This is a genomic window from Candidatus Poriferisodalis sp., from assembly GCF_965221945.1.
Classification (GTDB): Bacteria; Actinomycetota; Acidimicrobiia; order Acidimicrobiales; family Poriferisodalaceae; genus Poriferisodalis.
The window spans coordinates 3,729,340-3,753,604 of record NZ_OZ244925.1 but is presented as its reverse complement, the minus strand read 5'-3'; the positions used below and the strand labels follow the sequence as shown (position 1 = coordinate 3,753,604).

Annotated in this window: 17 protein-coding genes; 3 read left to right on the top strand and 14 right to left on the bottom strand. The window is 65.5% G+C overall.

The features are described from left to right. Positions 1–28: 28 nt before the first annotated feature. Complete coding sequence (locus tag ACOQPH_RS17515; RefSeq protein ID WP_420622591.1) at positions 29–1,063, top strand: TIGR03617 family F420-dependent LLM class oxidoreductase; 1,035 nt, start codon at positions 29–31, stop codon at positions 1,061–1,063. Between the two features lie 27 nt (positions 1,064–1,090). Here the strand turns inward: ACOQPH_RS17515 and ACOQPH_RS17510 are convergent, their stop codons facing one another. The 12 genes from ACOQPH_RS17510 to ACOQPH_RS17455 all read right to left on the bottom strand — a co-directional run bounded on the left by ACOQPH_RS17510 (position 1,091) and on the right by ACOQPH_RS17455 (position 18,982). After that, the gene (locus ACOQPH_RS17510) at positions 1,091–1,972 is read right to left on the bottom strand and encodes a DM13 domain-containing protein (protein ID WP_420622590.1); all 882 of its coding nucleotides are present in this window, start codon (positions 1,970–1,972) and stop codon (positions 1,091–1,093) included. 76 nt (positions 1,973–2,048) lie between these two features. Continuing rightward, positions 2,049–2,555, bottom strand: coding sequence for a disulfide bond formation protein B (locus tag ACOQPH_RS17505; protein ID WP_420622589.1), 507 nt, complete (start codon positions 2,553–2,555; stop codon positions 2,049–2,051). Positions 2,556–2,609: 54 nt separating this feature from the next. Then, positions 2,610–4,190, bottom strand: coding sequence for an MFS transporter (locus ACOQPH_RS17500; RefSeq protein ID WP_420622588.1), 1,581 nt, complete (start codon positions 4,188–4,190; stop codon positions 2,610–2,612). 82 nt (positions 4,191–4,272) lie between these two features. Continuing rightward, complete coding sequence (locus ACOQPH_RS17495) at positions 4,273–5,103, bottom strand: enoyl-CoA hydratase-related protein (RefSeq protein ID WP_420622587.1); 831 nt, start codon at positions 5,101–5,103, stop codon at positions 4,273–4,275. A gap of 88 nt (positions 5,104–5,191) precedes the next feature. Continuing rightward, positions 5,192–6,766, bottom strand: coding sequence for a S1C family serine protease (locus tag ACOQPH_RS17490; RefSeq protein WP_420622586.1), 1,575 nt, complete (start codon positions 6,764–6,766; stop codon positions 5,192–5,194). A gap of 19 nt (positions 6,767–6,785) precedes the next feature. Continuing rightward, the gene (locus ACOQPH_RS17485) at positions 6,786–7,805 is read right to left on the bottom strand and encodes a phosphotransferase family protein (protein WP_420622585.1); all 1,020 of its coding nucleotides are present in this window, start codon (positions 7,803–7,805) and stop codon (positions 6,786–6,788) included. After that, positions 7,806–8,660 carry a 3-hydroxybutyryl-CoA dehydrogenase gene (locus ACOQPH_RS17480; protein WP_420624383.1) on the bottom strand — a complete coding sequence of 285 codons (855 nt, stop codon included), beginning with the start codon at positions 8,658–8,660 and terminating at the stop codon, positions 7,806–7,808. Between the two features lie 79 nt (positions 8,661–8,739). Further along, entirely contained in the window at positions 8,740–9,153 is a 414-nt protein-coding gene (locus ACOQPH_RS17475) for a cobalamin B12-binding domain-containing protein (RefSeq protein WP_420622584.1), read from the bottom strand. A 9-nt stretch (positions 9,154–9,162) separates the two neighbouring features. Beyond that, the gene (locus ACOQPH_RS17470; protein ID WP_420622583.1) at positions 9,163–12,867 is read right to left on the bottom strand and encodes an adenylate/guanylate cyclase domain-containing protein; all 3,705 of its coding nucleotides are present in this window, start codon (positions 12,865–12,867) and stop codon (positions 9,163–9,165) included. An 84-nt stretch (positions 12,868–12,951) separates the two neighbouring features. Further along, a complete protein-coding gene (locus tag ACOQPH_RS17465) occupies positions 12,952–15,591 on the bottom strand; it encodes an ABC transporter permease (protein ID WP_420622582.1) in 2,640 nt (879 codons plus the stop codon). Positions 15,592–15,639: 48 nt separating this feature from the next. Continuing rightward, the gene (locus ACOQPH_RS17460; RefSeq protein ID WP_420622581.1) at positions 15,640–18,216 is read right to left on the bottom strand and encodes an ABC transporter permease; all 2,577 of its coding nucleotides are present in this window, start codon (positions 18,214–18,216) and stop codon (positions 15,640–15,642) included. 28 nt (positions 18,217–18,244) lie between these two features. Then, a complete protein-coding gene (locus tag ACOQPH_RS17455; RefSeq protein ID WP_420624382.1) occupies positions 18,245–18,982 on the bottom strand; it encodes an ABC transporter ATP-binding protein in 738 nt (245 codons plus the stop codon). A gap of 215 nt (positions 18,983–19,197) precedes the next feature. Here ACOQPH_RS17455 and ACOQPH_RS17450 point away from each other — a divergent pair, with 215 nt between their 5' ends. Further along, a complete protein-coding gene (locus ACOQPH_RS17450) occupies positions 19,198–22,569 on the top strand; it encodes a type ISP restriction/modification enzyme (RefSeq protein ID WP_420622580.1) in 3,372 nt (1,123 codons plus the stop codon). Continuing rightward, positions 22,560–22,973, top strand: coding sequence for a PIN domain-containing protein (locus ACOQPH_RS17445; RefSeq protein WP_420622579.1), 414 nt, complete (start codon positions 22,560–22,562; stop codon positions 22,971–22,973). The genes ACOQPH_RS17450 and ACOQPH_RS17445 overlap by 10 nt, the downstream gene beginning before the upstream one ends. A gap of 412 nt (positions 22,974–23,385) precedes the next feature. Here ACOQPH_RS17445 and ACOQPH_RS17440 read toward each other — a convergent pair whose 3' ends face one another. Continuing rightward, the gene (locus ACOQPH_RS17440; protein WP_420622578.1) at positions 23,386–23,748 is read right to left on the bottom strand and encodes a DUF5615 family PIN-like protein; all 363 of its coding nucleotides are present in this window, start codon (positions 23,746–23,748) and stop codon (positions 23,386–23,388) included. A 7-nt stretch (positions 23,749–23,755) separates the two neighbouring features. Next, entirely contained in the window at positions 23,756–24,238 is a 483-nt protein-coding gene (locus ACOQPH_RS17435; protein ID WP_420622577.1) for a hypothetical protein, read from the bottom strand. Positions 24,239–24,265: the final 27 nt, after the last annotated feature.

Sequence of the window (24,265 nt, the reverse complement as noted above, 5' to 3'; positions counted from 1 at the left end):
TCGGCTCGCTGGAAGACGGGAGTGCACCATGGACGTCAGCGCGACATTGCCTCAGCACAACCTGCGAGATGTGCCAGACGAGGTGCGGCGGATCGAGGCCGACGGTTACGACTGCGTTGTCACCATGGAGAATCGGCACGAGCCGTTCATCCCGCTTGGCATCGCTGCGGTGCACAGCGAGCGGGTGCGGCTGTCGACCAGCGTGGCCATCAGCTTCCCGCGCAGTCCGATGGTGACGGCGTCGACCGCATGGGACCTCCAGGCGGCTTCGAATGGGCGGTTCGTGCTGGGCATCGGCAGCCAGGTCAAGGGGCACAACGAGCGGCGGTTCAGCGTGCCGTGGTCGGCGCCGGCTCCACGGATGGCCGAGTACGTGCAGGCGCTGCGAGCCATCTGGCACACGTGGGCCACGGGCGAACGGCTCAGCTACGAGGGCGAGCACTACCGCTTCTCGCTCATGACGCCGAACTTCACGCCCGAGCCGCTTGACGGCCCGGCGCCGCCGATCATGATCGCTGCGGTCGGGCCGGCCATGCTGCGGGTGGCCGGGCAGCACTGTGACGGGGTCCGCCTGCACGGTTTCTGCACGCCCGACTACCTGCGGGAACATGTCATGCCGCAGCTGCAGACCGGGCTCGATCGGGCCGGGAGCAGCCGCAGCAACTTCTGGGTGACCGGCGGCGGGTTCATCTGCACCGGGCCCGACGACGAGACCGTCGAACGCATGGTCGAGTGGGTCCGCTACCGGATCGGCTTCTACGGCAGCACCCGGGCGTACTGGCCAGTGCTCGAACAGCACGACCTGAGCGAGCTCGGCGAGAAGCTCAACCATCTCTCACGCAACGACGGCTGGGGCGAAATGGCCGGCTGCATCGACGACGACGTCGTGCGGCTGTTCGCCGCCGTCGGCCGCCACGACGAGATCGCCGGCGCCATTGCGGAGCATTTCGACGGACTTGTCGACGAGGTCAACGCCAGCGTCGCCATGGACATCGGCGCCGATCTGCCGCCCGATGTGATCCAGGACATCCAAGCCATTCCGACAGCCGGCAACTCAGCCTGAACACGGGCGCCATCGCGCCCGCTCGACTCAGCCCATCGGCTCCAATTCGGCCGTGCCGAACACGACGCTGAAGCGGACGCACCAGATGGCCACAGTGCTGTAGCGGTCGAGGTCTACATCGGCGGGGATCTCGTAGTTCTGTGCGCCGATGTTGCCCTTGAGGTCGCCCAGGTCGACGAAATCGGCTGCGAGATCGCCGACCGAGGCGTCGGGGCCCGCTGCTGTCAGGTACACGTTGAGATCGGGACCGTTGTCGGTGGCGAAGTCGTCGTCGAAGCGCAGGAACGTCTGGGTGCCGTCGGTGATCACCACCGCAACGCCGGAGGCGGGATGCGACCGGGCTCCGAACGTGCCCACTGAGGTCACCCGCACGCCGCCGTCATCGGCCATTTCGGCCATTTCGGGTTCATCAAGCATGTGCTCGGCTACCGACATCGAGTGCTCGGTGACCTGCTTCTCGGCTTCGGCAGCCTGCTCGACTTCAGTCGGGGTCATCAGCCGCTCACGCTCGGCCTCCAACTCCGCTAGCTCGGCCTGCAGCGCATCCACCTGCTCGTACATGGCCTCCATGGCCTCTTCGGTGTCCTGCGCCATCGCGGCATCACGCACGCTGACGATCTCTGATTCCAGCTCGGCGATCCGCTGGTCGACCGCGGCGCGCTCGTCGTCAGCGGCGGCTGCGTCAGTGTCGTCGCCCCGCGCCTCGCTGATCAACTCGTCGATGTCGGCATCGCCCCCGGCGAACTCGGGGGCCTCTTCGTCCACCACCTCGTCTACGAAGATCAGGTGGAAGCCAAACACGAAGAAGGCCAGGTAGAAGGCCAGCGCGGCTAACACCGCAGTGCCGGCAGCAGCAGCCCAGCAGCCGCCTGTGGTCCGGGGAATAAACCTGTTCAGCAACTGCCTCATCGCTCGGTCTCACTCTTGATCATGTCAACACCGTAGGAGCCAATCGCGCTGTCTCATAGTCAGGAGCGAAGAATGGTCAGGATCGCTGACGAGACAGGTTCAACAGCACCCCAACCAGGATGAACACGCTGCCGGCCATATAGGGGATCGACACGAAGCCGAACTCCCACGCGTACCGCACGGTGCACGGACTGGTCAGGCTGCACGTCGTGGCGCCCTCAAGACCCGGGAAGTGCTGCAGCAAGTAGTGCCAGGTCGACATCGCGGCGCCGACCACGCACATCGGCAGCCCGTAGCGGTACACACCCCGATCGCGGACAAGCAAACCGATCACCAGCACCAGCGCCAGCGGGTACATGGCAATGCGCTGGAACCAGCACCAGCGGCACGGCTCGAGGTGCGCAATCTCCGACAGATACAGCGAACCGAGCGTCGCCGCAACCGCCAGCGCCGCAGCGATTCCCGTGACGGAACGGGCGCTCAGCTGCCGCCCGCGCACCCGGCGAACGAGCACGACAATGGTCGCCGCATTACAGACGAGTGCGGCCACCGCAAACAGCCGGAGCATCTGGTCCAACGACACTGGTGATCAGCGTGCCATACACGATTGCAGGGCACCATTCGCATTTTCTGATCGTTAGCTGTGCGTGCGGTCCGGTCGTCCGATGGGAATCCACAGCGACAGGAATGCCGCAATCGCAAACACCAGGAAGAACGCCAGCACATGCTGGTAATAGACCAGCGCGCCCTCGCCGGATGCATCCTTCAGCAGCGCGAACAGGCCCGCTATGCCGATCGCCGAAGCCGCATACCGCAGCGTGTTGAACAGTCCGCTGATCTCGCCGAAGTACGACTCGTCCACCCAGGCCAACGCCACGCTGTTGAGCAGCGGTACACACATACCCCAGCCCAACCCGAACAGCGCAATGGTGGGCGCCATCTCACGGAGATAATCGGCTTCGGTGCCCAGCCGAAGCACCTGCCACCCGATGGCCAGGATCTGTATGGCCGCACCGGTGCGGCACAGCGTTATTGCGCTCCATCGTTCGCCCAGCCGGCTGAAGAACACCGTGGACGCGCCCGCCACGATGGGCCCGACCGTGACGCCGAGTCCGACTTGGTTCTCGGAGTAGTCCCAGAAGTTGAACATGAACAGCGGCCAGATCAGCCAGATCGCCTGCGACGAGACGCCCACCAAGAAGTTGGACAACTGCGTCACCCACACGCCGCGTCGACGCAGCAGGTGCAGATTCAGCAGCGGCTCCGGATGGCGCAGCGAGTTCTTGACGAACCAGGCGAACGCGCCCAGCCCAACGGCCGCCACGACGAGCGTGACCGGTGACGTCCAACCCCAGACGCGGCTGCCCTGCATGATTGCCGTGACCAGCGCGGCAAGCCCCACCGTCCCCGCTGCCGCTCCGGTGACGTCGAGCCGGTGAGAAATTTCGGGCGTCGGCAGTTCCTTGAGGATCCGCCACGCCACCAGGAACATCAGCGCAGCGACGGGAGCACTCACGAAGTACACGACCCGCCAACCGGCTACCCCCAACAGGACCGCAGCAACCCCCGGAGCAATGCCGGCAGCCAGCGGACCCGCAGCGGACCACAGACCGACAGCGGTAGTGCGTCGTGACGCAGGAAACAGCGGCAACACCAAGCTGAGGGAGGCCGGCAGGATCGCGGCGCCGCCCACGGCTTGCAGCACCCGGGCCAGATTGAGCGTCCATACGGTGGGCGCCAGCGCCGATGCGACAGCCGACAGTGCGAACAGCACCAGCCCCGTTTGGAAGATCAGCTTGCGCCCGATGCGGTCAGCCAGGCGGCCTGCCAGCGGCAAGAACGCGGCCGTACCGATCATGTAGCCGGCGATGCCCCACCCCACGTCTGCCGCGGTGGCACCGGCGTAGCTCTCCTGAATTGCATTCAGCGCGATGTTCGTTGCCGTGCTGTTAAACCCGACGAGCACCGTGCCCAGCGACGCCACGGTGAGCGCCCGCCAGGCCCGACCCGACACCGCTTCACGGGCTCGGGGTCGACCCGGCGGAACAAGAGCATCAGCTGGTGCCGTTCGGGGCGGCGAGATCGAGCGATTGCGGTCTTGGAGATCGCCGGCATCAGCTCCATCACGACGCTCAATGGTCGCCGCAGCCGTCGCGACGCGTGGAACGCGTCGCACCCGCGTCAGGTCGACCTGACCCGGGTCGACCTCGTTCCGCATCCGCACAATCGTAGGGCTCAGCCCATGCCGCCATTCGCAGAAATCGAACTGTTCTTAGAAGAAGCGCGGGCAGGCGAGACCGTTACCGGCCGTGGAAGACCGGCTCGCGCTTGTCCACGAAGGCTTGCGCCGCTTCCTTGTGGTCGTCGGTCTGACCGGTGTGGATATGGTGCGCGGCTTCCATGTCCAGGCACTCGCCCATGTCGCCGTGGACGGCCCGGTTCAGGTTCTCCTTCATGTACCGGTAGGCCACCGTGGGTCCGTTGGCCAGCCGCCGAGCGATGGCGCCGACCTCGTCCATCAAGCTCTCGGCGGTGAACACGCCGTTCACCAAGCCCAACGACATCGCTTGGTCCATATCGACCCGGTCCGACAGGAAGTACAGCTCGCGCGCCTTGGCCGAGCCGATGAGGCGTGACATGAACCACGTGCCGCCGTAGTCGCCGCTGAAGCCCACCCGGGCGAAGGCGGTCGTCATGACCGCATTGGGGGCGGCGTAGCGCAGGTCGCACGAGAGTGCCATCGACAGGCCCGCACCGGCTGCCGCACCGGGCAGCGCTGCGATCGTCGGCTTGGGCATCTCGTACAGCTTCCCGGAGGTGTCGCGCTGGCTGCGCCGCTGATTGTGCACCCGGGCGTCGTACTGCAGCGGGCTGGCACCACCCTCGCCGCCAGCAGCGGCCATGCCCTTCACGTCACCGCCGGCACAGAAGGCCCCGCCGGCCCCGGTCAGCACCAGCGCGCCCACATCGGAGGCCACCTCGGCGTCGGCGATCGCAGCGATCAGTCCGTCCATCATCGGGGTGGACATCGCATTGCGGCGTTCGGGACGGTTCAGCGTGATGGTCATCACGCCGTCGGCGATCTCGACCCCGATGTCGTCGGTTCCGGTATCGAAGACTCGATCTGTCATGACGCTCCCTTGTTGGTCGTGGCCCGAAGTATCGCGAACACGTGCGAGACGCGCTGAGCTACCCAGCGGCCCACGCCGGCCGGAGCATCTACTCCTCTGACTCGAAGGAACCCAGTTCCAGCTCGACCGACCGCAGCTTCCCGTCGAGGCCGATCACGCCCATGTCGACCCGATCCCCCGGCAGCCGCGCCAAGATCTCCACCACCAGGTCGTTGCTCGTCCGGATCGTCTCGCCTTCGAACTCGACGATCACCTCGCCCGGCTCGATACCCGCCCGATCGGCAGCTTCGCCAGGGTCGATGCCGACGACGAGCGCCCCGTACGTGACCTGGGGCGCAACCTCGATATCGGCGAGTTCGTCGTCGGGGTCGGGTCCCGGCTCCACCGTCTCCGGACCCAAATCGCCGATCCCGCCATCCGGTTCCGAGTCGTCGGCATCGGGCGGGTCGTCCCGGTTGATCCAGTCCTCGACCGAGATGATGCGCACGCCGAGGTAGGCCTTGGCCTGCACCACGCCCTCGAGCAGCAGGTCGATGATCGGTCGAGCATGATCGATCGAGATGGCGTATCCGATGCCCTCGGCGAGTCCGATGCCTGCGGAGAGCCTCCGGGCAATCGCCGTATTGACCCCGATGACTTCTCCGGCGGCGTTGACGAGCGGTCCACCTGAGTTGCCGGGGTTGATGGCAGCGTCGGTCTGGATCAGACGCACCAACCGCTTCCCGTCCTCGAATTCGATGTAGCGGTTGAGGCCCGACACGATTCCCGACGTGACGGTCGGCTCGCCGATGATGTCGAGGGCATTGCCGATGGCAATCACCTCGTCGCCGACTTCCACACCGTCAGTGGAGCCGAGCCGCACCGTCGGCAGGCCGTCCCGGTCGACTTGAAGCACCGCGAGATCCCGCGCGGGATCGGTGACCATGACCCGAGCAGGCACCAGCTCGCCCCCGAAGAACCGCACGTCCACCCTGTTCGCGTTCTCGACCACGTGGGCGTTGGTGACGATGCGCCCCTGCGGGGTCACGATGAAGCCGGAGCCTGTGACGTCGCCCTCATCGGTTGTGACCTTCACGATGACGACCGATTCCTGGACCGCCTCGAGAACGGCCTTGATGTTGATGCCTTCGATGCGGCTTCCCAACGGCGAGCCTGGCACGATCTCCTCACCGGTGAGCAGCCGCGCCCAGTACTCAGCGACGACAGTGGGTTCAAGCAACGGGTAGGCATCGTCCCCCAAGACAGGAGCGCTGTCGCTCACCGGCTCGTCATCGGCGGCGGCCGAATCAGGACTGGTCGACTCGGGAGCCGTCTCGTCCCGTGTGGTGCTGGTCGGCTCAGACATCTCGGACGTGTCAGCGGCAGCCGGCGACGCCGAACCGGCCTGCGTCTCGGCCACCGTGACTGTGTCGGTCGGCCTGGCGACATCCGAGTCGTCGCCGCTCAATGCCACCAGCAGGATCAGTCCCGCGATCAGCGCTCCCGCCAGCGCGCCTACCGCGCCGGCAATTCCTGCCAGCAGGCATCCCGGCCGCGCCAGCGGCTCTCGCACCGACATACCTCGGGACGACCCATCCTGCGTCTCGGCTGCCGGCTCAGCATCGGGCTGGGGATCCCGCGTCGGGTCGTCGGATTCGGGTCGGCTGTCGGGACCCTGTTCCATCAGCGATCAGCCGTCGCCGTCACCTGATGGCGAGCCGCTCGGCTGCGCTCGCCGACAGGAATTCGACGTTTTGGCGGAACACGTCTGTGTCGGTTTCTTCAGCGTCGGCCATCACGCCGCGCAGGTACCGGTTCAGCACTCCTTCGGATATAGCAGCCAATCGCCAGTACGAGAACGCGCGGTAATAGTCGATTTTCGACACGTCGCGCCCGGACGCGTCGGCGTACCAATCCAGCATGTCGCTGCGGGCCGCAAAGCCGCCCGCCTGCGTGGGCGCAGACGTGCCAGCCGACTGCTCGTCGGGTGCCACCCAGTTGTTCATCAGGAACCCCACGTCGGCCATCGGGTCGCCCAGGGTGCACAACTCCCAGTCGAGCACCGCCACGATGTCCCCGGCGCTCGACAGCATGTTGCCCAGCCGGTAGTCGCCATGGACGATGGCCGAGCCGATCTGTTCGGGCTTGCGGGCGTCCAGCTCGGTGGCCAATTCGTCCATGATCGGCAGCTCGCGCGTCTTGGACTGCTCCCATTGACGGGTCCAACGTCGCATCTGCCGCCCGAGGTAATCCTCCCGGCGCCCCAAGTCGCCCAGGCCCACGTCATCGGGTTCGATCGCGTGCAGTTCGGCCAGCACGTCAGCCACCCGGCGACTCAACGACATGCGCTCGGCATCGAGAACGAACTCGGATTCGTCCGCCGAATGGAGCACGGCGCCTTCTTCGTAGCTCATGAGGTAGAACGGCGCCCCGTTCACGTCCTCATCAGTGCACAGCGCGATCGCACGAGGCACCGGTACGTCGGTCTGCCCCACTCCCGAAATGATCTTGTGCTCACGGGACATGTCGTGCGCTGTGGCCAGCACGTGCCCCAGCGGCGGGCGGCGCAGCACCATCGAATCGCCGTCAGCGCAATGCACCCGGTAGGTCAGATTCGAATGCCCGCCCGCGATGAGCTCGAAGCGAAGCGGCTGGGCAGCCTGCGGGACATGGCGGGCGAACCAGCCGCTCACCGCCGGGGCATCGATGCCAGCGGGAGACATCTAGCCACCGTAGGTGTAGAAGCCCCGGCCGGTCTTGCGACCCAGCAGGCCGGCGTCGCACATGCGGCTGAGCATCGGCGGCGGTGCGTAGAGCTGCTCGCGGAACTCCTCGTACAGCGACTCTGCCACAGCCTGAGTCGTGTCGAGGCCGATGAGGTCGCACAGGGCCAGCGGGCCCATCGGGTGATTGCAGCCCAGGACCATGCCGGCGTCGATGTCCTCGGTCGAGGCGAAGCCGGATTCGAGCATCCGGATGGCGGACAGGATGTAGGGGATCAGCAGGGCGTTCACCACGAAGCCGGCCCGGTCCCCGCTGTCCACCACTCGCTTGCCGAGCCGATCCGAAGCGAACTTCCGGCACTTCTGGGCAGTCTCTTCGGCGGTCAGCAGCGACGAGATGACTTCGACAAGCCCCATCACGGGCACCGGGTTGAAGAAGTGCATGCCGATGACGTGCGAGGGCCGGTCGGTCGCCATCGCCAGCTTCATGATCGGGATGGCAGAGGTGTTGGACGCCATCACGGCGTTGGGATCGGTGAGCACTTTCGACAGCCGCCCGAACACATCCAGCTTGGCCGCCTCGGATTCCACGATCGCCTCGATCACAAACTCCCGGTCGGCCAGATCGTCGAGGTCGAGCCCGAACGACATGGCGCCGAGCGCTGTTTCCCTCCCGGCGTCGTCGAGCTTGCCGGCGTTGACCGCGCGGTTCAGGCTCTTCTCGATGCGCGCCATGCCGGCCGCGAGTGCATCCTCGTCGACTTCGACAATCTTGACGTCGCAACCGCTGCGAGCAGCTACTTCGGCGATGCCGGACCCCATCAGGCCGCAGCCCACCACCCCAATTCGCTCCATAGGCACGTCGGGCAATCTACCGGTCTGTTTGCGTTTGCCTGCCGGTAGGCCGGTATTTGCTCAGCCAACACTCAGGTTGTCACTCGCGAGATCGGTCGATGGCGCCACGCACGGCGGCCACTACTTCATCGGAGGTGGCGCCCGGGGTCAGCACCGCTGCCACGCCGGCCTCAGCCATCGCCTCGAGGTCAGCACCGGGCACGATGCCGCCGAGAATGACCGGGATGCCCTCGGCGCCCGCTTCGCGCAGGCGTTGGACAACCAGCGGCATCAATGCCTCATGGGCGCCCGACAGCATGGAAACCCCGATGGCGTCCACGTCCTCGTCGATGGCGGCCGCGACCACGCTCTCGGGGGTCTGGAACAGGCCGGTGTAGATCACCTCGAAGCCAGCGTCTCGCAGCATCCGGGCCACGACCTTGACCCCGCGGTCGTGGCCGTCGAGACCGAGCTTCGCAATCAGCACCCTTCCGCCCTGAACCTGCGCAGACATGCGGCGACCCTACAGGTCCGTCTCTCCGGGAAACGGAATCGCCTCGGGCAGCGGGCCGGTGATAGAGGGTGCCGCTGCTTCGAGGCCCGCGGCCAGCCGGAACGCCGTTTCCCAGCCGCTCGGGCGTGCGCCGAGCTGGGCCATCGCCACCTCCGCATCCGAGCGCAGCGCTGCCGTGTCGGGCGCTTCGAACGACTCGTGGCCGATGGCGCGGGCCAGCCGTACCACCGCTTGGCTGAGCCGGCTGTCGGTGGCGTCGATGAGCACCAAGGCCTGCTCGAACGCAGCCTCCATCGCCGGCCGATCGGCGTCGCGCGCATGCGCGAGCGCACGGGCCACGAGGGCGGTGCGCATGTCGAGATAGGTGCCGGTGCCGCTTGCCATGGCGAATCGGGACTGCTCCAACGCGTCGATCGTGCGCCCGACGGCCGCATACGCGATGGCCAAGCTGGAGTGCAGGTAGGTGGAAGGCAGGTCGTCCGAGCTCACGGCTTCGAGTGCTGTGATCGCGTCCGCCGGCCGGCCCAGCTGCAACAGCGCGAGCCCTAGGGAGACCTGCAGGTCGAGCAGGCCGATCACTGCGGTCCGCTCGGCTCGCTTCGTGGGCTCGGGCTGGCTCGCTCCAGCGTGCGGATCGCGCCCAGACGTCCGGTCCCAGCCGGCGCGCACCAGATCGTCCGTGACTGTTTCTGGGTGCCCCATCTGGACCGCTGCACCCGCTCGGACCGCCCGGGCGAATCCTTCGAGCGGACGACCTGGCATGTCGCTGGCCCGCTGGAAGCACTCCGCCAGCACCGCCCGGCTGCGCTGGAGTTCGCCCACTGCGGCGTACGACCGGCCCAGCAGGCCCAGCGCCTGCACGACGCCGAAGTCGCTGTGGACATCGCGGAAGACCTGTTCGGCGGCGCGAGCCCGTTCCACAGCTGCGAGCGCCCGCCCCGACCACAGCCCGAGCGACGCCAGCAGCAGATCCATCATCGCCTCGGTGAACCGCTCACCCCGCTCGTGGGCAATGGTGTGCACCGAGCCGGCCAGCTCCTCGGCCTCGTCGCGATCGCCCGAGTGGAACCGCAGGAACGCCAGCAGGCCTTCGGCGGTCGCCAAGCCGACGGTGTCGCCCAAGTCGATGAATCGTTCGATTGCGGTGGTCAGCCGGCGACCGGCCTCGGAGATCAAGCCCTGCTCGAATGACAGCCACGCCAGGTTCTGCAGGCACCACGCCACGCCGCTCTCGTCGCCGAGATGGGCGAAGGTGCCGTTTGCCTCGTTGATGTAGCGGTCGGCACGTGCGTAATCGCCCGCCCGCAGCGACGCAAGTCCTCGCAGCCGCAGCGACTCGGCGGCCTCGCGCACTTCGCCCATGGTGCGGAACTGATCCAGCGCGTCGGCCAGCAGCTTGTCGGCGGCGCCATGTTCGTCGCCGGCGAGCGCTACTTCGCCCAGCACCCGCAAACCATGCGCCGCGGCAACCCGGTTGCCGTTCAGGGTTGCCATGGCCCGTGCCAGCTCGGCATCGGCCCGGGCACCATGCAGCTCGCCGAGCCTCAGCCGGGCCGCGGCCCGGCCCAGTGCCATGTCGATAAGCCGCGGGTCGGCGTCACCGAGCATTTCGATGGCGCGGCGGTAGAACTGCGCCGATGCGTAGTGGCTGTCGCGGGCCGCGGCCCACCGGCCGGCCCGGCCGAGCCACTCGATCGCCACCTCAGTCATGCCGCCTTCGAAGGCGTCACGATCTCGGTTGTCTCGCTCGTCGGCACCTGCGCCCAGCTCGACGGCCGAAGCGAAGTGATCGGCGATCAGCCCGACCGACTCGCTGGAGGGATCCTCGCGGTTCTGTGCCAACCACAGCGCGACATCGAGGTGCCGCTCTGCCCGCCCGGCCTTGGTCAGCATGCTGTAGGCAACGTCGCGTACCACGTCGCTGCGGAACGTCCAGCCGTCTGCCTCGCTCGTGAAGATGTCCTTGTCGACCAGTCGCTGAAATATCGCTGAGTCCAATTCTGCGTTGGGGTCGGGTTCGGGCGATGCCGTCATCTCCAGCAGCTCGCTGATCGAACCGCCACCGCCGATCACCGACGCGGCGTCCACCAGACGGCGTTCGGGTGGGCTGAGCGTGTCGAGGCGGGCCGCAACCAGTCCTCGCAGCGTGTCGGGCATTTCCGCCAGCGAGCGTTCCTCGTGGTCTGGCCGAGCGCCGGGACCCACCACGCCCGACTCGCGCAGCAGGACGCACATTTCTTCCAGGAAGAAGGGGTTGCCCCCGCTGCGCTCATAGAGCTGCTCAGCCACGTGATTGGGAACGCTCACGCCCAGCAACTCGGCCACCAGGTCGGCGGTGGCCTCACGACTGAGCGCGTCGAGATTCAGCACCACCGTGCTGTGGCGGCCCGGCGGAACCGTCCAGCGATGCTCGTCCATGTTCCAGCGAGCCGTCGTGATGACGATGAAGGGCTGGTTGGCCAGTGCCGCCAGCAGCTGTTCGAGGACTCTGAGCAGCCGTTCCTCTGCCCAATGCACATCGCTGAGCAGCAGCACCACGGGCTGGCGCCGTGCCAACGCCCCAAGGAATCGACGCAGGGAACGGAACGTAGCCTCGGCGCGCCATTCGATCTCGGCGGGATCGCCGGTGCCGACCCGCCCGAGCACGGCCAGCACCACATCGGTGATCTCGTCGATCTCCTCGAACGTGACGGCGTCGGATGAGCTGGCAACGCCGTTCGAGTTGCCGTTTGTGCTCTGCAGGACATCGGCCACGAGCGACGAGATGCGCCTGGTGGCCAGCACCGTCGAATCGCTGGCGTTCACCCCCGCAGCGGCCGCGATGGCATCGCCCAGGCAGCGCAGCGGGTTGGTCTCGTCATAGGGCAGCGCCATGCTCTCGAGCACCATCGCGCTGTGACGCTCCACGGTGCCTTCCGCCGCCTCACGAGCCAGGCGAGTCTTGCCCATGCCGGCTTCGCCCACGATCTGGCACAGCTGAGCGCGCCGCCGAGCCACGGCGGTGTCGATCGCAGAGTCCAGCAGGGCGCTCTCGAGGTCGCGCCCCACCAGCGGCGACAGCGACGCACTGCGGCGGCGGCCTGGCGGCGCCAGCTCGCCGCTGGCCGCGAACACCGTCACGGGCTCGTCGCGACCCCGCAGGCCGATCTCGCCCCGCGGCGTGTACTCGACGATGCCCACCGTGGCTGCCTGGGTGGCGTCTCCCACCAGCACTTCGCCCGCTTCGGCGATGGTCTGGAGACGGCTCGCGATGTTGACGGTGTCACCCATTGCCGTGTAGTCGCCGCCGGCTCGCAGGGCGCCCACCAGCACTTCACCCGTGTTGATGCCGATGCGCATCTGGAGGTCCATGCGGCGCTCGGCACTGAACGCCTCCAGCGATCGACGCATCCGGAACGCGGCGCGCAGCGCCCGCTCGGGATCGTCCTCGTGCGCTGTGGGCGCGCCGAACAGGGCAAGGATCGCGTCGCCAATGATCTTGTCGACGGTGCCTCCGAACGCGGTGACATCGCCCACGAGCCGCTGGAAGCATTGATCGACGAGATGCTTCAGCTCTTCGGGGTCGGCGGACTCGCCCATCGAGGTGAACCCGACCAGATCGGCGAACAGCACCGTGACCACACGACGTTCCTCGGTCTGCACGAGCAGGTTGCCGCAGCTCGGACAGAAACGTGCGCCCTGCGGGACCTCGGTAGCGCAAGCAGGGCACGTCATTGCGGCATTCTAGAAACCGCGCCGGAAACCGACCGCATGCGGGGTCATGAGCCACCGGTTCCCGGCTCCAGAGCCGCATGGCAGCTACTCGTGTGCGATGGCATCGAGGATGTTCATTCGGCCGGCGCGGCGGGCTGGCAACACCGCTGCCAGCAGGCCTGCCAGCGCAGAGACGGCCACATAGATCACCAGTGATCCGACAGGCACGTCGACGTCGGTCACGAACGAATCGGGCAACGCCAGTGCGGCTGCGACGCCAAGTACCACGCCGACCATGACGCCCAGCAGCCCGCCGAAAGTCGCCACGATGGCAGCCTCCCACCGCACCGCCCGGCGGAGCTGCCGCCGGGTCATGCCCACGGCGCGCAGCAAGCCGATCTCGCGGGTCCGCTCGAATACCGACAGCGCCAGCGTGTTGGTGATGCCCACCAGCGCGATCACCAGTGCAAGGCCCAATAGCCCGGTAATCGTGGCGAGGAAGGAATCTAGCAATCTCTCTTGGCTCTCGCGAAATTCCACCCGGTTCTCCGCCTTCACGCCCGGGTACGCCGCCATCACCTTTTCCACCTCAACGCGGCTGCGTTCGAGCAGTTCGGAGCGGCGCTGGGCGAGTGCCTCGGTGCTCAGGTCGGGAGAGTTCTCCGCCGTCAGCTCGCGCATGCCCGCGACGGTCACGCTCACGAACCGGACATCGCGACGCCCGAAGTGCTCGTCCCACACGACGTTGTCAATGACCCAATTGCCGTAGATGACAGCGTCGGTGTAGATCGCCGCCACCGTCAGCGTGTCGGTCTCGTTGTCGGGGAAGGTCGCCTCCAGCGTGTCCCCGACGGCGACGCCCAGATCCCCGGCAGGATCGACATGCAACGCCACGCTCGCACGCGGGTCCGAGCCAGCGAAGCCGCCAGAGACGACATTGCCGTCGAAGTGATCCTCCACGACGTCGAAATCGGTCGTGACGATGTCGCGGCTCTCACCGCCAACGTTCATGCCGCCGAACGCCACGCGCAGCGAGGTGGTGCTGTCAATGACGTCTAGAGCATCGAGGTCGTCCGCCACCTGGGCGGAGAAGCCGGCCGACGGATCGAAACCGGCTTGCTCTGTCTGTACGAAGTAGTCGGACCTGACGGCGTCGGACAGCGTCTCGACCACGGTCTTGCGCACCGATGCGCCGACCACGGCAGCGATTGACACCAGCGCCAAGCCGATCATGAGCGCACCCGCAGTCGATGCGGTGCGCCGGGGGCTGCGCGCTGCGTTCTCACGGGCGAGCTTGCCCGGAACGCCGAACAGCGCCTGTATCGGACGGCCGAGCCCTCGGGCGACCGGTCGGGCGATCACTGGGCTGCCGATGTTGATGCCGACGAAAGTGACAAGCGCGCCGACGCCGGTCAGCGCGAGCACGGGTTCGGTATCGAGGTCGGCGAACATGCCCAGCGCCAAGCAGATGAGACCGATTCCCGTGACGGTGGTTCCGAGGACCATGCGGCGCCGCAGTCCGCCCGTGTCGATGCGGTAGTCGTGCGCCAGCGCGGCAACCGGTGCGATCCGTCGTGAGCGCACAGCGGGAACGATCGATGCTGCCATCGTGACGCCGAATCCGATGACGATCGCCAGCACCAGCGTGCGAGGGCGCAGCGCCAGCGGCCCGGCAGGCAGCGAGAACCCGCCCGCACGGATCACGGCGCGCATGACGACGCTGAGCACCATGCCGCCGGCAATGCCGATGGCGGTGCTGATCAAGCCCACCAGTGCCGATTCGATGACGATCGACCGCGACACCTGTCGGGGCGTCACACCAATGGCCCGCCACAGCCCGATCTCGCGTACTCGCTGGCTGACGATGATCTGGAACGTGTTGTTGATGATGAACGCCGACACGAACACGGCGATGAACGCGAAGACCAGCAGGATCGCGCTGAAGATGTCGACGGCGCTCTCGAACTGGTCCTCCTGCTCCTGCGCGGTGACCTCACGGGTGATGACTTCGTACTGGCCTGATCGGTACTGATCCGGATGGCTCGCCAGCAATTCCTCGATCGACGAGCGGACTTCTTCGGGATCGACGCCCGGATCGACCCCGATGCGGATCTCGGCGACTTCATCCTCGAAGCCCAGGAACCGCTGCGCCGTACGCAGATCGAAGACCGACATCGTCTGACCGAGACTCGTGTTGGATTCCGGCGAGCCGAAGTTGAACACGCCCACCAGTCGGAATGGCTCCGCGCTGAGCGGGCCATGGACGTCGTAGATCCTCCCGACCGCCAGGTCGTTCCGCTCGACCGTCGTGGCATCCACGACGAACTCGCCGGGGCCAGCCGGCTCGCGCCCCTCGATGACGTAGAGGTTCTGCGGCGAGAAGCTGAGTCCCAGCGCTGGCGGTCCTTGCGGCCGGATGGACTCCCCCTCGTCGTCGATGATGACGACGTTGAGCGCCGCGACGTTTCCGACAGCCTCGGCCACGCCGTCGACTGCGGCAATCTCTGCCATCAGCGAGTCGGGCACCGTCGGACGGTCGGCCTCGTTGCCGATGTCCTGGAACGCCCGCACCGTCAAGTCGGTCTCGCCGGCGATGTCCTGGGCCAGATCGCCGAAGGCAGATCGCAGGCTGTCGGTCAGCACGAACGTCCCGACCACGAACATCACGCCCATGACCACCGACAACGTGGTCAGGACAAAGCGGATCTTCTTCTCGAACAGGTTCCGCAGGGCGAGCTTCAGCACTGCTTCACCCTTCCCTGCCCAGCCTTGCCGGTGTCGTCCCTCGATGCCCTATTCGTCCGCGATGGCGGCGAGCACGTTCATCCTGCTCGCCCGGAACGCGGGGAACAGCGCTGCGATCAGCCCAAACACCAGTGAGAGCACCAGGAACACGACAAGCCACACAATCGGCACTGCCACGGTGCCGATGATGTCGTCGGGGATCGCGGCGATCGTGGCGATGCCGAATGCCAAGCCGAGGACCAGGCCGACAAGCGCCCCGTACAGGGCGACAGCGACGGCTTCCCATCGAATCATGCGGCGCAGCTGGCGGCCGGTCATGCCGACAGCGCGCATCAACCCGATCTCACGGGTCCGCTCGAACACCGACAGCGTCAACGTGTTGACAATGCCGATCAGCGCGATGAGGAGCGCAAAGCCCAAGAACACCGTGGAAATCACGAGCACGGTGTCGAGGTTCGACTCGATGCCGGCCTGGAATTCCTGGCGGTCGTCGACGTCGGCTTGCGGATAGGTCTCGAGCACCTGGTCGACTGATGCGCGGGCAGCTTCGGGATCATCAATCGTGGTCGCCACCAGCAAGATGTCGTCGAACGAAGCCGTCGACACCTCGGCGTACAACGACTGGTCGATGATCCAGTTGCTCCACAGTGCATTCCGGGTGAAGACAGCCTCCACCGAGACCACCCTGGAGTCACCGCTCACGAAACCCAGCACAACTTCGTCGCCGATGTCGAGGCCGTAGTCGGCAGCAGCATCTTCATGGATCAGCAAGCCCGCTGCGGGGTCGAACCCGCCCAGCGAGCCGGCGGTGATGTCGAGGTCGGCGACCTCGCCTAGTCCTGCCACGTCGACCGCCGTCATATCCGTGATGAGCTCGGTGACGAACCCGTCGACGTCACGCAGTCCCGTGAGCTCCACCCGGTCAAAATCGAAAGCGACGACCGTGCCGATGCCTGCTGCACGAAGCTCGGAGCCCGCGGGTTTGGGCAGACCGGCTTGAGTGTTGGCGGTGATGACGAAGTCGGCCGTCACTGCGGTGCTGAACCGCTCGCCGAACGACACCTTGAGCGACTCGGCCATCACTGCGACCATCGTCACCAGCGACAGGCCAATCGTCAGCGCGACCGCCGTAGCCGCCGTGCGCCGAGGATTGCGGATCGAATTGTTGCGCGCGAGCTGGCCGGGTGTGCCCAACAACCCGGGCAACGGTCGGGAAATGGCGCCCACGATGGCTCCGGCAACCAACGGGCTGAGCACGGCCACGGCAATGAAGACGATCGCGCCGCCGGCGGCGAGGGTGATCAGCTGAGGCGTTGCACTGTCGAAGTCTCCGAACAGTGCCCACCCGGTGAGTGCCAGGCCTGCTGCCAACAGCACCGCCCCGACGACGGGGCGCATCACGTTGCCCTGCCGGGATGTGCTGGCGTACTCGTCGTGCAGGCCGGCCATCGGCGAGATGCGCGACGCCTTGATAGCGGGCACCAGCGACGCCATCACGGTGAAGCCGACGCCGACGACGGCTGCCCAGATCACCGTCCGAAGACTGAGCGGCAACGACCCCGCCGGCAGCCCTTCGGCGAACGTCGAGAATATTGCACGTATCCCCAGCGCGCCCGCCATGCCCAGTCCGAGGCCCACGACCGACGCGACGACGCCGATGGCGAACGACTCGGTCAGCACCGAGCGGCGCACCTGGCGCGGCGTCGCACCGACGGCCCGCAGCAGCGACAGCTCACGAACCCGCTGGCCCAGCACGATGTTGAACGTGTTCGAGATGATGAATGCGCTGACAAACAGCACCACAAAGGCGAACGCCAGCAGGATTGTCTGCAGCGGCCCGATGAAGGTCTCGAAGGCGTCGCTGAACTCTTCTGTGGCGTCGGAGGCGCTGATGATCTCGACGCCGTCGGGCAGCACTGCGGAGAGCTGTTGCTCGACCGCTGCGAGGTCTGCGCCTGGTTCGACACGCACGCCGATCTGATCGAACTCGTCGCCGTAGCCGAGGACTTCCTGCGCCGTCTCCTTGTCGAAGATAGAGAACGTGGCGCCGACGCCCGCATTGTCTGGGAAGCCGAACTGCATCGTGCCGGTCAGCGTGAACGTGCGAGGCCCCGTTGGTGTGATGACCTCGTAGTGCTCGCCGAGCTCGAAGTCGTAGTCGGCGAAGGTGCCCACGTCGAGCGCGAATTCCGTCATCCCGACCGGTCGCTCGCCGGTGATCAGAAAGAACTGCGAGATCGTTTCGTCGACGGTCCAGTTGGCGCCCGCGACGGGCGGCCCGAAGGTGGTGACCGCCACGCCACTGCCGTCCACGGGGACGACGCCGTCCACGAAGAAGCCGCCTTCTGCTGCGGCGACGCCCTCAACGGCGAGGACGCTCTCGACCAAGTTCTCGGGCACGGGCGGCGGGTCACCCTCGGTGAGGTCGCCGAAGGCCAGCTGTCCTCGGATCGTGAACTCCGTGCCCGTGTTGATGTCCTCGGCGAGATCGCCGAACGTGTCACGCAGCGAATCGGCGGTCACGAACGCTGCGACAACGAACGCGACGCCGATGGTGATGGTGCTCGCGGTGAGCGCGAATCGGATCTTGTTGGCCAGAAGCGATTTCAGGCCTAGGCGCAGCATGGCGACAGCTCGTCTCGTCGAACGCCAGTCAGGCGCCGAGCTGGTTCATGTGTGCGCGAATGCGCTCCGGTGTCGGGTCGGCGAGCTCGTCGACGATCTTGCCGTCGACGAGAAACACCACCCGGTCGGCGTAGGAAGCGGACACCGCGTCGTGGGTGACCATCACCACGGTCTGACCCATCTCGGTCACGGCCCGCTTCACGAAGCTCAGGATTTCCGCGCTGGTGTTGGAGTCGAGGTTGCCTGTCGGCTCGTCGGCGAAGATGATCTGCGGCCGCCCTGCCAGTGCGCGAGCCACGGCGACGCGCTGCTGCTGGCCACCTGACAGCTCATTGGGTCGGTGGCGCACACGGTCGGCCAGACCGGTGGCGTCGACGACCTCGTCGATCCAGTCGCCGTCGCCTTTCGCACCGGCGAGGTCCATCGGCAACGTGATGTTCTCGATTGCGGACAGGGTCGGCACCAGGTTGAACGCTTGGAAGACGAACCCGACGGCGTCACGACGCAGCAACGTCAGGTCGCGCTCGGACAGCTGCGACAGATCGACATCGCCGATGAGCACCTGACCCGAGGTCACCGTGTCGAGACCTGCCATGCAGTGCATCAGCGTGGACTTGCCCGAGCCAGACGGGCCCATGATCGCCGTGAAACGGCCTTGTTCGAACGACACGTCGATGGCGTCAAGGGCACGCACGGCGGTGTCCCCCGAGCCATAGATCTTCGATGCCGCAATGGCTTGCGCCGCGGCGTGAATGGGCGGAGCCAAGACAGACACGGAGCCTCCAGGATTTTGACAACCGACGGGCAACTCTACGCACGCCATCACCGTGCGTACGTTCAGGTATTTCTCAGGTTCGCAGTGTGGGGTCCTTGTAGCCGGCGGGGAGTCGCGTGAATTCAAGCTCCTCACCGTGAGTCCATCCTCTCGTGAGTCGTCCCGCTACTTGGGAGACCATGTGACACCCTGAGGCGAGACTCACGTTGTCCATTCGCGATGTCGAGGAGTTCCCAGTGCCGTTCGCCGAGTACCGCCGATCCCTGCGTAGGACTTTCAGCAGTGGACAGGCGACCGAGCACAGTTACCGGCCCGCGCTGCAGAAGCTGCTGAAGGATGTTGGCGGCAAAGGGGTCGATGCGATCAACGAGCCGACGCACGCGGACTACGGCGCGCCCGACTTCGTTGTCGAGCAACAGCAGGTTCCCATCGGACATGTCGAGTGCAAGGACATCGGCACAAATCTCGATGCCGAAGAGGAAAGCGAGCAGCTCCAGCGGTACCGCGAGGCACTGCCCAATCTCATCCTCACCGACTACTTGGAGTTCCGTTGGTTCGCGAACGGAGAACTGCGCGCCAAGGCAAGGCTTGGACAGCTCGACAGCGCTGGGCGCCTGTCCGTGGAAACTGGCGGCGACGATTCCGTACGAGAGTTGTTCACCGACTTCTTCGATGCCGAAGTGCCCGTTGTCGGAGAGCCAGCTGACCTCGCCAGGCGCATGGCATCCAAGACGAGGCTGCTGCGTAACACCATCGAACAGCTCCTGACGCACGATGCCGGTAGTGCCTCAGCGTTGACAGGACTGCTGGCGAGCTATCGAGAGGTGCTGATCAACAATCTCAGCATTCGCGACTTCGCCGACCTGCAAGCGCAGACGGCCGCTTACGGACTCTTCGCTGCGCGGTGCCTCCATGATGGGCAGCCAGCGGCGTTCACTCGGCAGTCGGCGGTATTCGCGCAGACCACGCCGTTCCTGCGAGATGTCTTCGGGCACATCGCCGGACCCAACACCGACGCTCGCATCGCATGGATCATTGACGACTTGGCCCTGCTGCTCGCACGCGCCGACATGGCAGCGATCTTGGAGGGTTTCGGGAGGCCCACGCGCCAAGAAGACCCCGTCGTTCACTTCTACGAGGACTTCTTGGCTGCCTACGATCCGAAGCTTCGCGAGCTGCGCGGCGTCTTCTACACGCCGGAACCAGTCGTTTCGTACATCGTCCGAAGCGTCGATTGGCTGCTACGCGAGCGATTTGGGCTGAACGCCGGTCTAGCTGATACTGCCGAAGTGGAGTTGTCCGCAGAAGACGGACAGACGCGCAAGCTCCCGAAGGTCTTAATCCTTGATCCGGCGGCTGGCACGGGCACGTTTCTTCGCGAGGTCGTGTCGCATGTCCGCACCAGTCTCGCTGACACTGGACTTGCTGGTGCTTGGGAGCCATACGTACAGAAGCACTTGCTACCGCGCTTGTTCGGGTTCGAACTGCTGATGGCGCCGTACGCCATTTGCCACCTGAAGCTCGCTCTGGAAATCAGCGGCGAGTCTGACCAGTTCGTCATGCCCGAAGGGGAACGATTGGGCGTGTACCTCACAAACTCCCTTGCTGAGGCGCACGAGACCGCAAGCGGGCCAATGTTCGCCAGCGAAATCGTCCGCGAGGCTCGCGATGCCGACGCAATCAAGCGCGACCATCCGGTGATGGTGGTCATCGGCAATCCGCCCTACTCAGGTCATTCGGCGAACAAGGGCCCGTGGATCAACGATCTGCTGCGAGGCCGAGTCGCCGAGGACCCGGAGAGCTACTTCACGGTCGACGGCGAGCCGCTCGACGAGCGCAATCCAAAGTGGCTCAATGACGACTACGTGAAGTTCATACGATTCGCGCAGTGGCGTATCGGGCAGACCGGTGAGGGCGTGCTCGGCTTCGTCACGAATCACAGCTACCTCGACAATCCGACGTTCCGCGGGATGCGCCAGTCGCTCATGGAGACCTTTGACGAGATCTGGCTGCTCGACCTGCACGGCAACTCCAAGCGAAGGGAACAAACCCCAGACGGAGGCCCCGACCAGAACGTCTTCGACATCCAGCAAGGCGTCGCAATCGGGATCTTCGTCAGGCACGGTGACAGCCTTGGAGGCCTAGCGAAAGTCATGCATGCCGATCTCTGGGGCAAGCGGGGCGACGAGAAATCGGGGAAGTACGCGTGGCTGGCTGAGAACGACATCGCTAGCACCCCGTGGCGGGAAGTTTCGCCCCGCGCGCCGGACTACTTCTTCGTGCCGCGCGACTATGCCCTGCTCGACGAATTCGAAGCTGGCTGGAAACTTACGGACATCGCACAGGTGAATTCGGTGGGCATCGTGACGGCACGGGACAAGATCGCTATCCAGTGGACCGAAGACGACATGCGCCGCGTCGCCGAGGCCTTCACCAGTCTCACCGGAGATGCAGCGCGGCAACAATACGAACTCGGGGAAGACTCCCAAGACTGGAAGGTCACATCTGCGCAAGAAGACATCCGGTCACATGCCGATGCGAATGAGCACGTCAAGCCGATTCTCTACCGGCCGTTCGACGTCAGGGCCACGTACTACACGGGTACGGCCAGCGGCTTCATTTGCAGGCCGCGATCGGATGTCATGCATCACATGTTGGCCGGGTCGAATCTTGGCCTGGCAGCTGGTCGCGCAGGCAACGTCGTCGGGTCCAGCAGCTGGGATGTTGCGATCGCCGTGAATGCGCCGACGGACTTCAATCTGTTCCGGCGAGGCGGCAACTGCCTGTTCCCCCTGTACTTGTACCCACAAGGTGGTGATGGAATGGGCCTCGGTGCCGACCAACGCTCACCGAATCTTGCACCGGAGTTCACCGAGGCGTTTGCAGTTTCGGTCGGAATGCGCTTCGCCCCGGACAACCCAGGCGATCTGGAGTCGACGTTCGGGCCAGAGGACGCCTTTCACTACATCTACGCAGTGCTCCACAGTCCGGAATACAGACGCCGATACGCCGACTTCTTGAAGTCAGATTTCCCGCGCGTCCCGCTGCCGCGAAGTCGAGATCTGTTTGCTGGCCTGGCGGGACTCGGCGCAGAGCTCGTGTCGCTCCACCTGATGGACGCAGATGGAGACGACAAGCCGTCCTTCGCGGTGCCAGGAACTGGAAAGGTAGAGGGCGTCCGCTACAGCGGACCGGCGGACGATGCACCCGGTCGAGTCTGGATCAACCGGGATCAGCACTTCGAGGGCGTCTCGCCTCAGGCATGGGAATTCACCATCGGCGGGTACCAGCCGGCAAAGAAGTGGCTCCAAGACCGCAAGGGACGCGTCCTCGACTTCGAGGACATTCAGACCTACCAACGAATCTGCGCTGCCCTCGCCGAGACACCGCGCATCATGCACCAGATCGACGACATCATCGAAGCCCAAGGCGGCTGGCCCTTAGGTGCGCATCGCACGCATGGCTCGGAGTCAGAGCTGCCTCAAATCAAGGACGCAAGTGAGCCGCAACGGGTCACGAAAGCACTCGACACCCTGGCGGACTTTGAGTTCGAGGACCGTAAGAGCGCGTGGAGCTGACTCACATATTCGACACCAGTGTGCTGACCAGGCTGTCGTCTGACGCTATTCGCGCGGTGGCCGAGCCGCTCGTCGCCGCAGGCCGCGCAGCACGTGCGGGCATCAGCGACCTAGAGATCGGCTTCTCGGCTCGCGACGTCGACGAATGGGAAAAGTTGGCAAACAGTCTCGACGAACTGCACTTGATCGAGACGTCGGCCGATCATGTACGTCGTGCTCGTCAAACGCAGCGCCTGCTTGCGGAGCGGGGCTTGAAAGGAAGGTCGATCCCTGACCTGCTGATCGCGGCGGCAGCAGAAGTCGAACAGCTCACTGTGCTGCACTACGACAAGGACTACGACTTCATCGCAGAGGTGACCGGCCAACAATGCGAGTGGGTCGTCCCACGAGGATCCATCGACTGAACCAGGCGCGAAACTCCATAAGCGTGTTGCCTGCCGCACACTGGCCGTTCGAATGAATATCGGCGCTGGCTTCTTACACCCCGCAGGCCCAGCCCAGCTTCGATTCGCTGGAGGGTTATCTGGCAGATCGCCTAGCGATGGCCGGCCCGGGAGCTGGCAGCCCCGATCTGTGCCGTTGTTGTTCAGGACCGCTGGTCCGCGTGCGGAACACTCAGGCGCCCACGCTTCGCCAACTCGTCTTCAGCGTCGTCCAGCATCGATTGGGCATGTGGCCGTGCCGAGAACTCATCGTGCAGGTCCGAGAGTGGTCGTAACCGGAGATCACGACGCCGATGGAGCCAAACCATGCCACCGACGTTAGCCATGTCGTGATGTGCGCTCTTCATCGGAAACAGCGCCGCCCTCGCTTCAACTAATGATGGCGTGCATCCAGATAGTGAGCACCGAGAAAGGGCTCGGGATTGTCGACCGACCAGCTATGCAGTGCTCTGGCCAAGTTGTTCGGCATCGCACCACCACGGCCGAGCCGGGTCCTGCGAACCACGACCACAGGAACCACTGTGTCACCCGCTTCAAACGCCTGCCTCAGGATGCGTCCAAAATCGCCTTCGTCCTCGGTGACCACGACGCGGCCTTGTTCCACGGCCGTCGCGTAGACCACTTCATCGGCAGCGGACCGCAGTTCGGTCTCGGCGACGCTCACGGCATCGTGGCCTTGTTCGTTAAGGATGTCCGCGGTTGCGTACGGCAACATCTCATCAAGAAGCCACCGCATTCGCGGATTAGAGACTTGGACCCGAGTAGCTGCGCTGCGTCTTGGCTCGCTTGTACTTCGCTGTATTTCCTTGCGCTACTGCCTGATCGCGCTCTGCGATCATCTCGTCGATGAGCGTGGCAGCAGCACGGTTGTCTTCGATCTTTGCCTCGATCTCATCGGGGTAAGCCTCGAAGAAGCGGACAGCGAGATCTACCTGCCGCTCATGCAAATCCGACTCGATGCAGACGGTTTCGACAGGGTCGTGCTGGTCCGCCGGCACTTCCTGCAGCGCCCGAATGATCTGCCAGACATCCGGACCGTCGGCCAAGCTGGCCCGGCGTCCCGATGGACCGTCCATGTACACGATGCCGGGGAACTGGCGGGTCTTCAGGCCCTCATCCATGAGCGAGGCGGCCAACACGGGCGGCGGTAGGTCGCTCGCCTCACCCTCGGCGCGCAGACGTTCAGCGAGATCCTCGGAAATCGGAAGAGACACCGCGCGTGCCATGACAAAGAGCGTAGGCGTGTGCCTCGT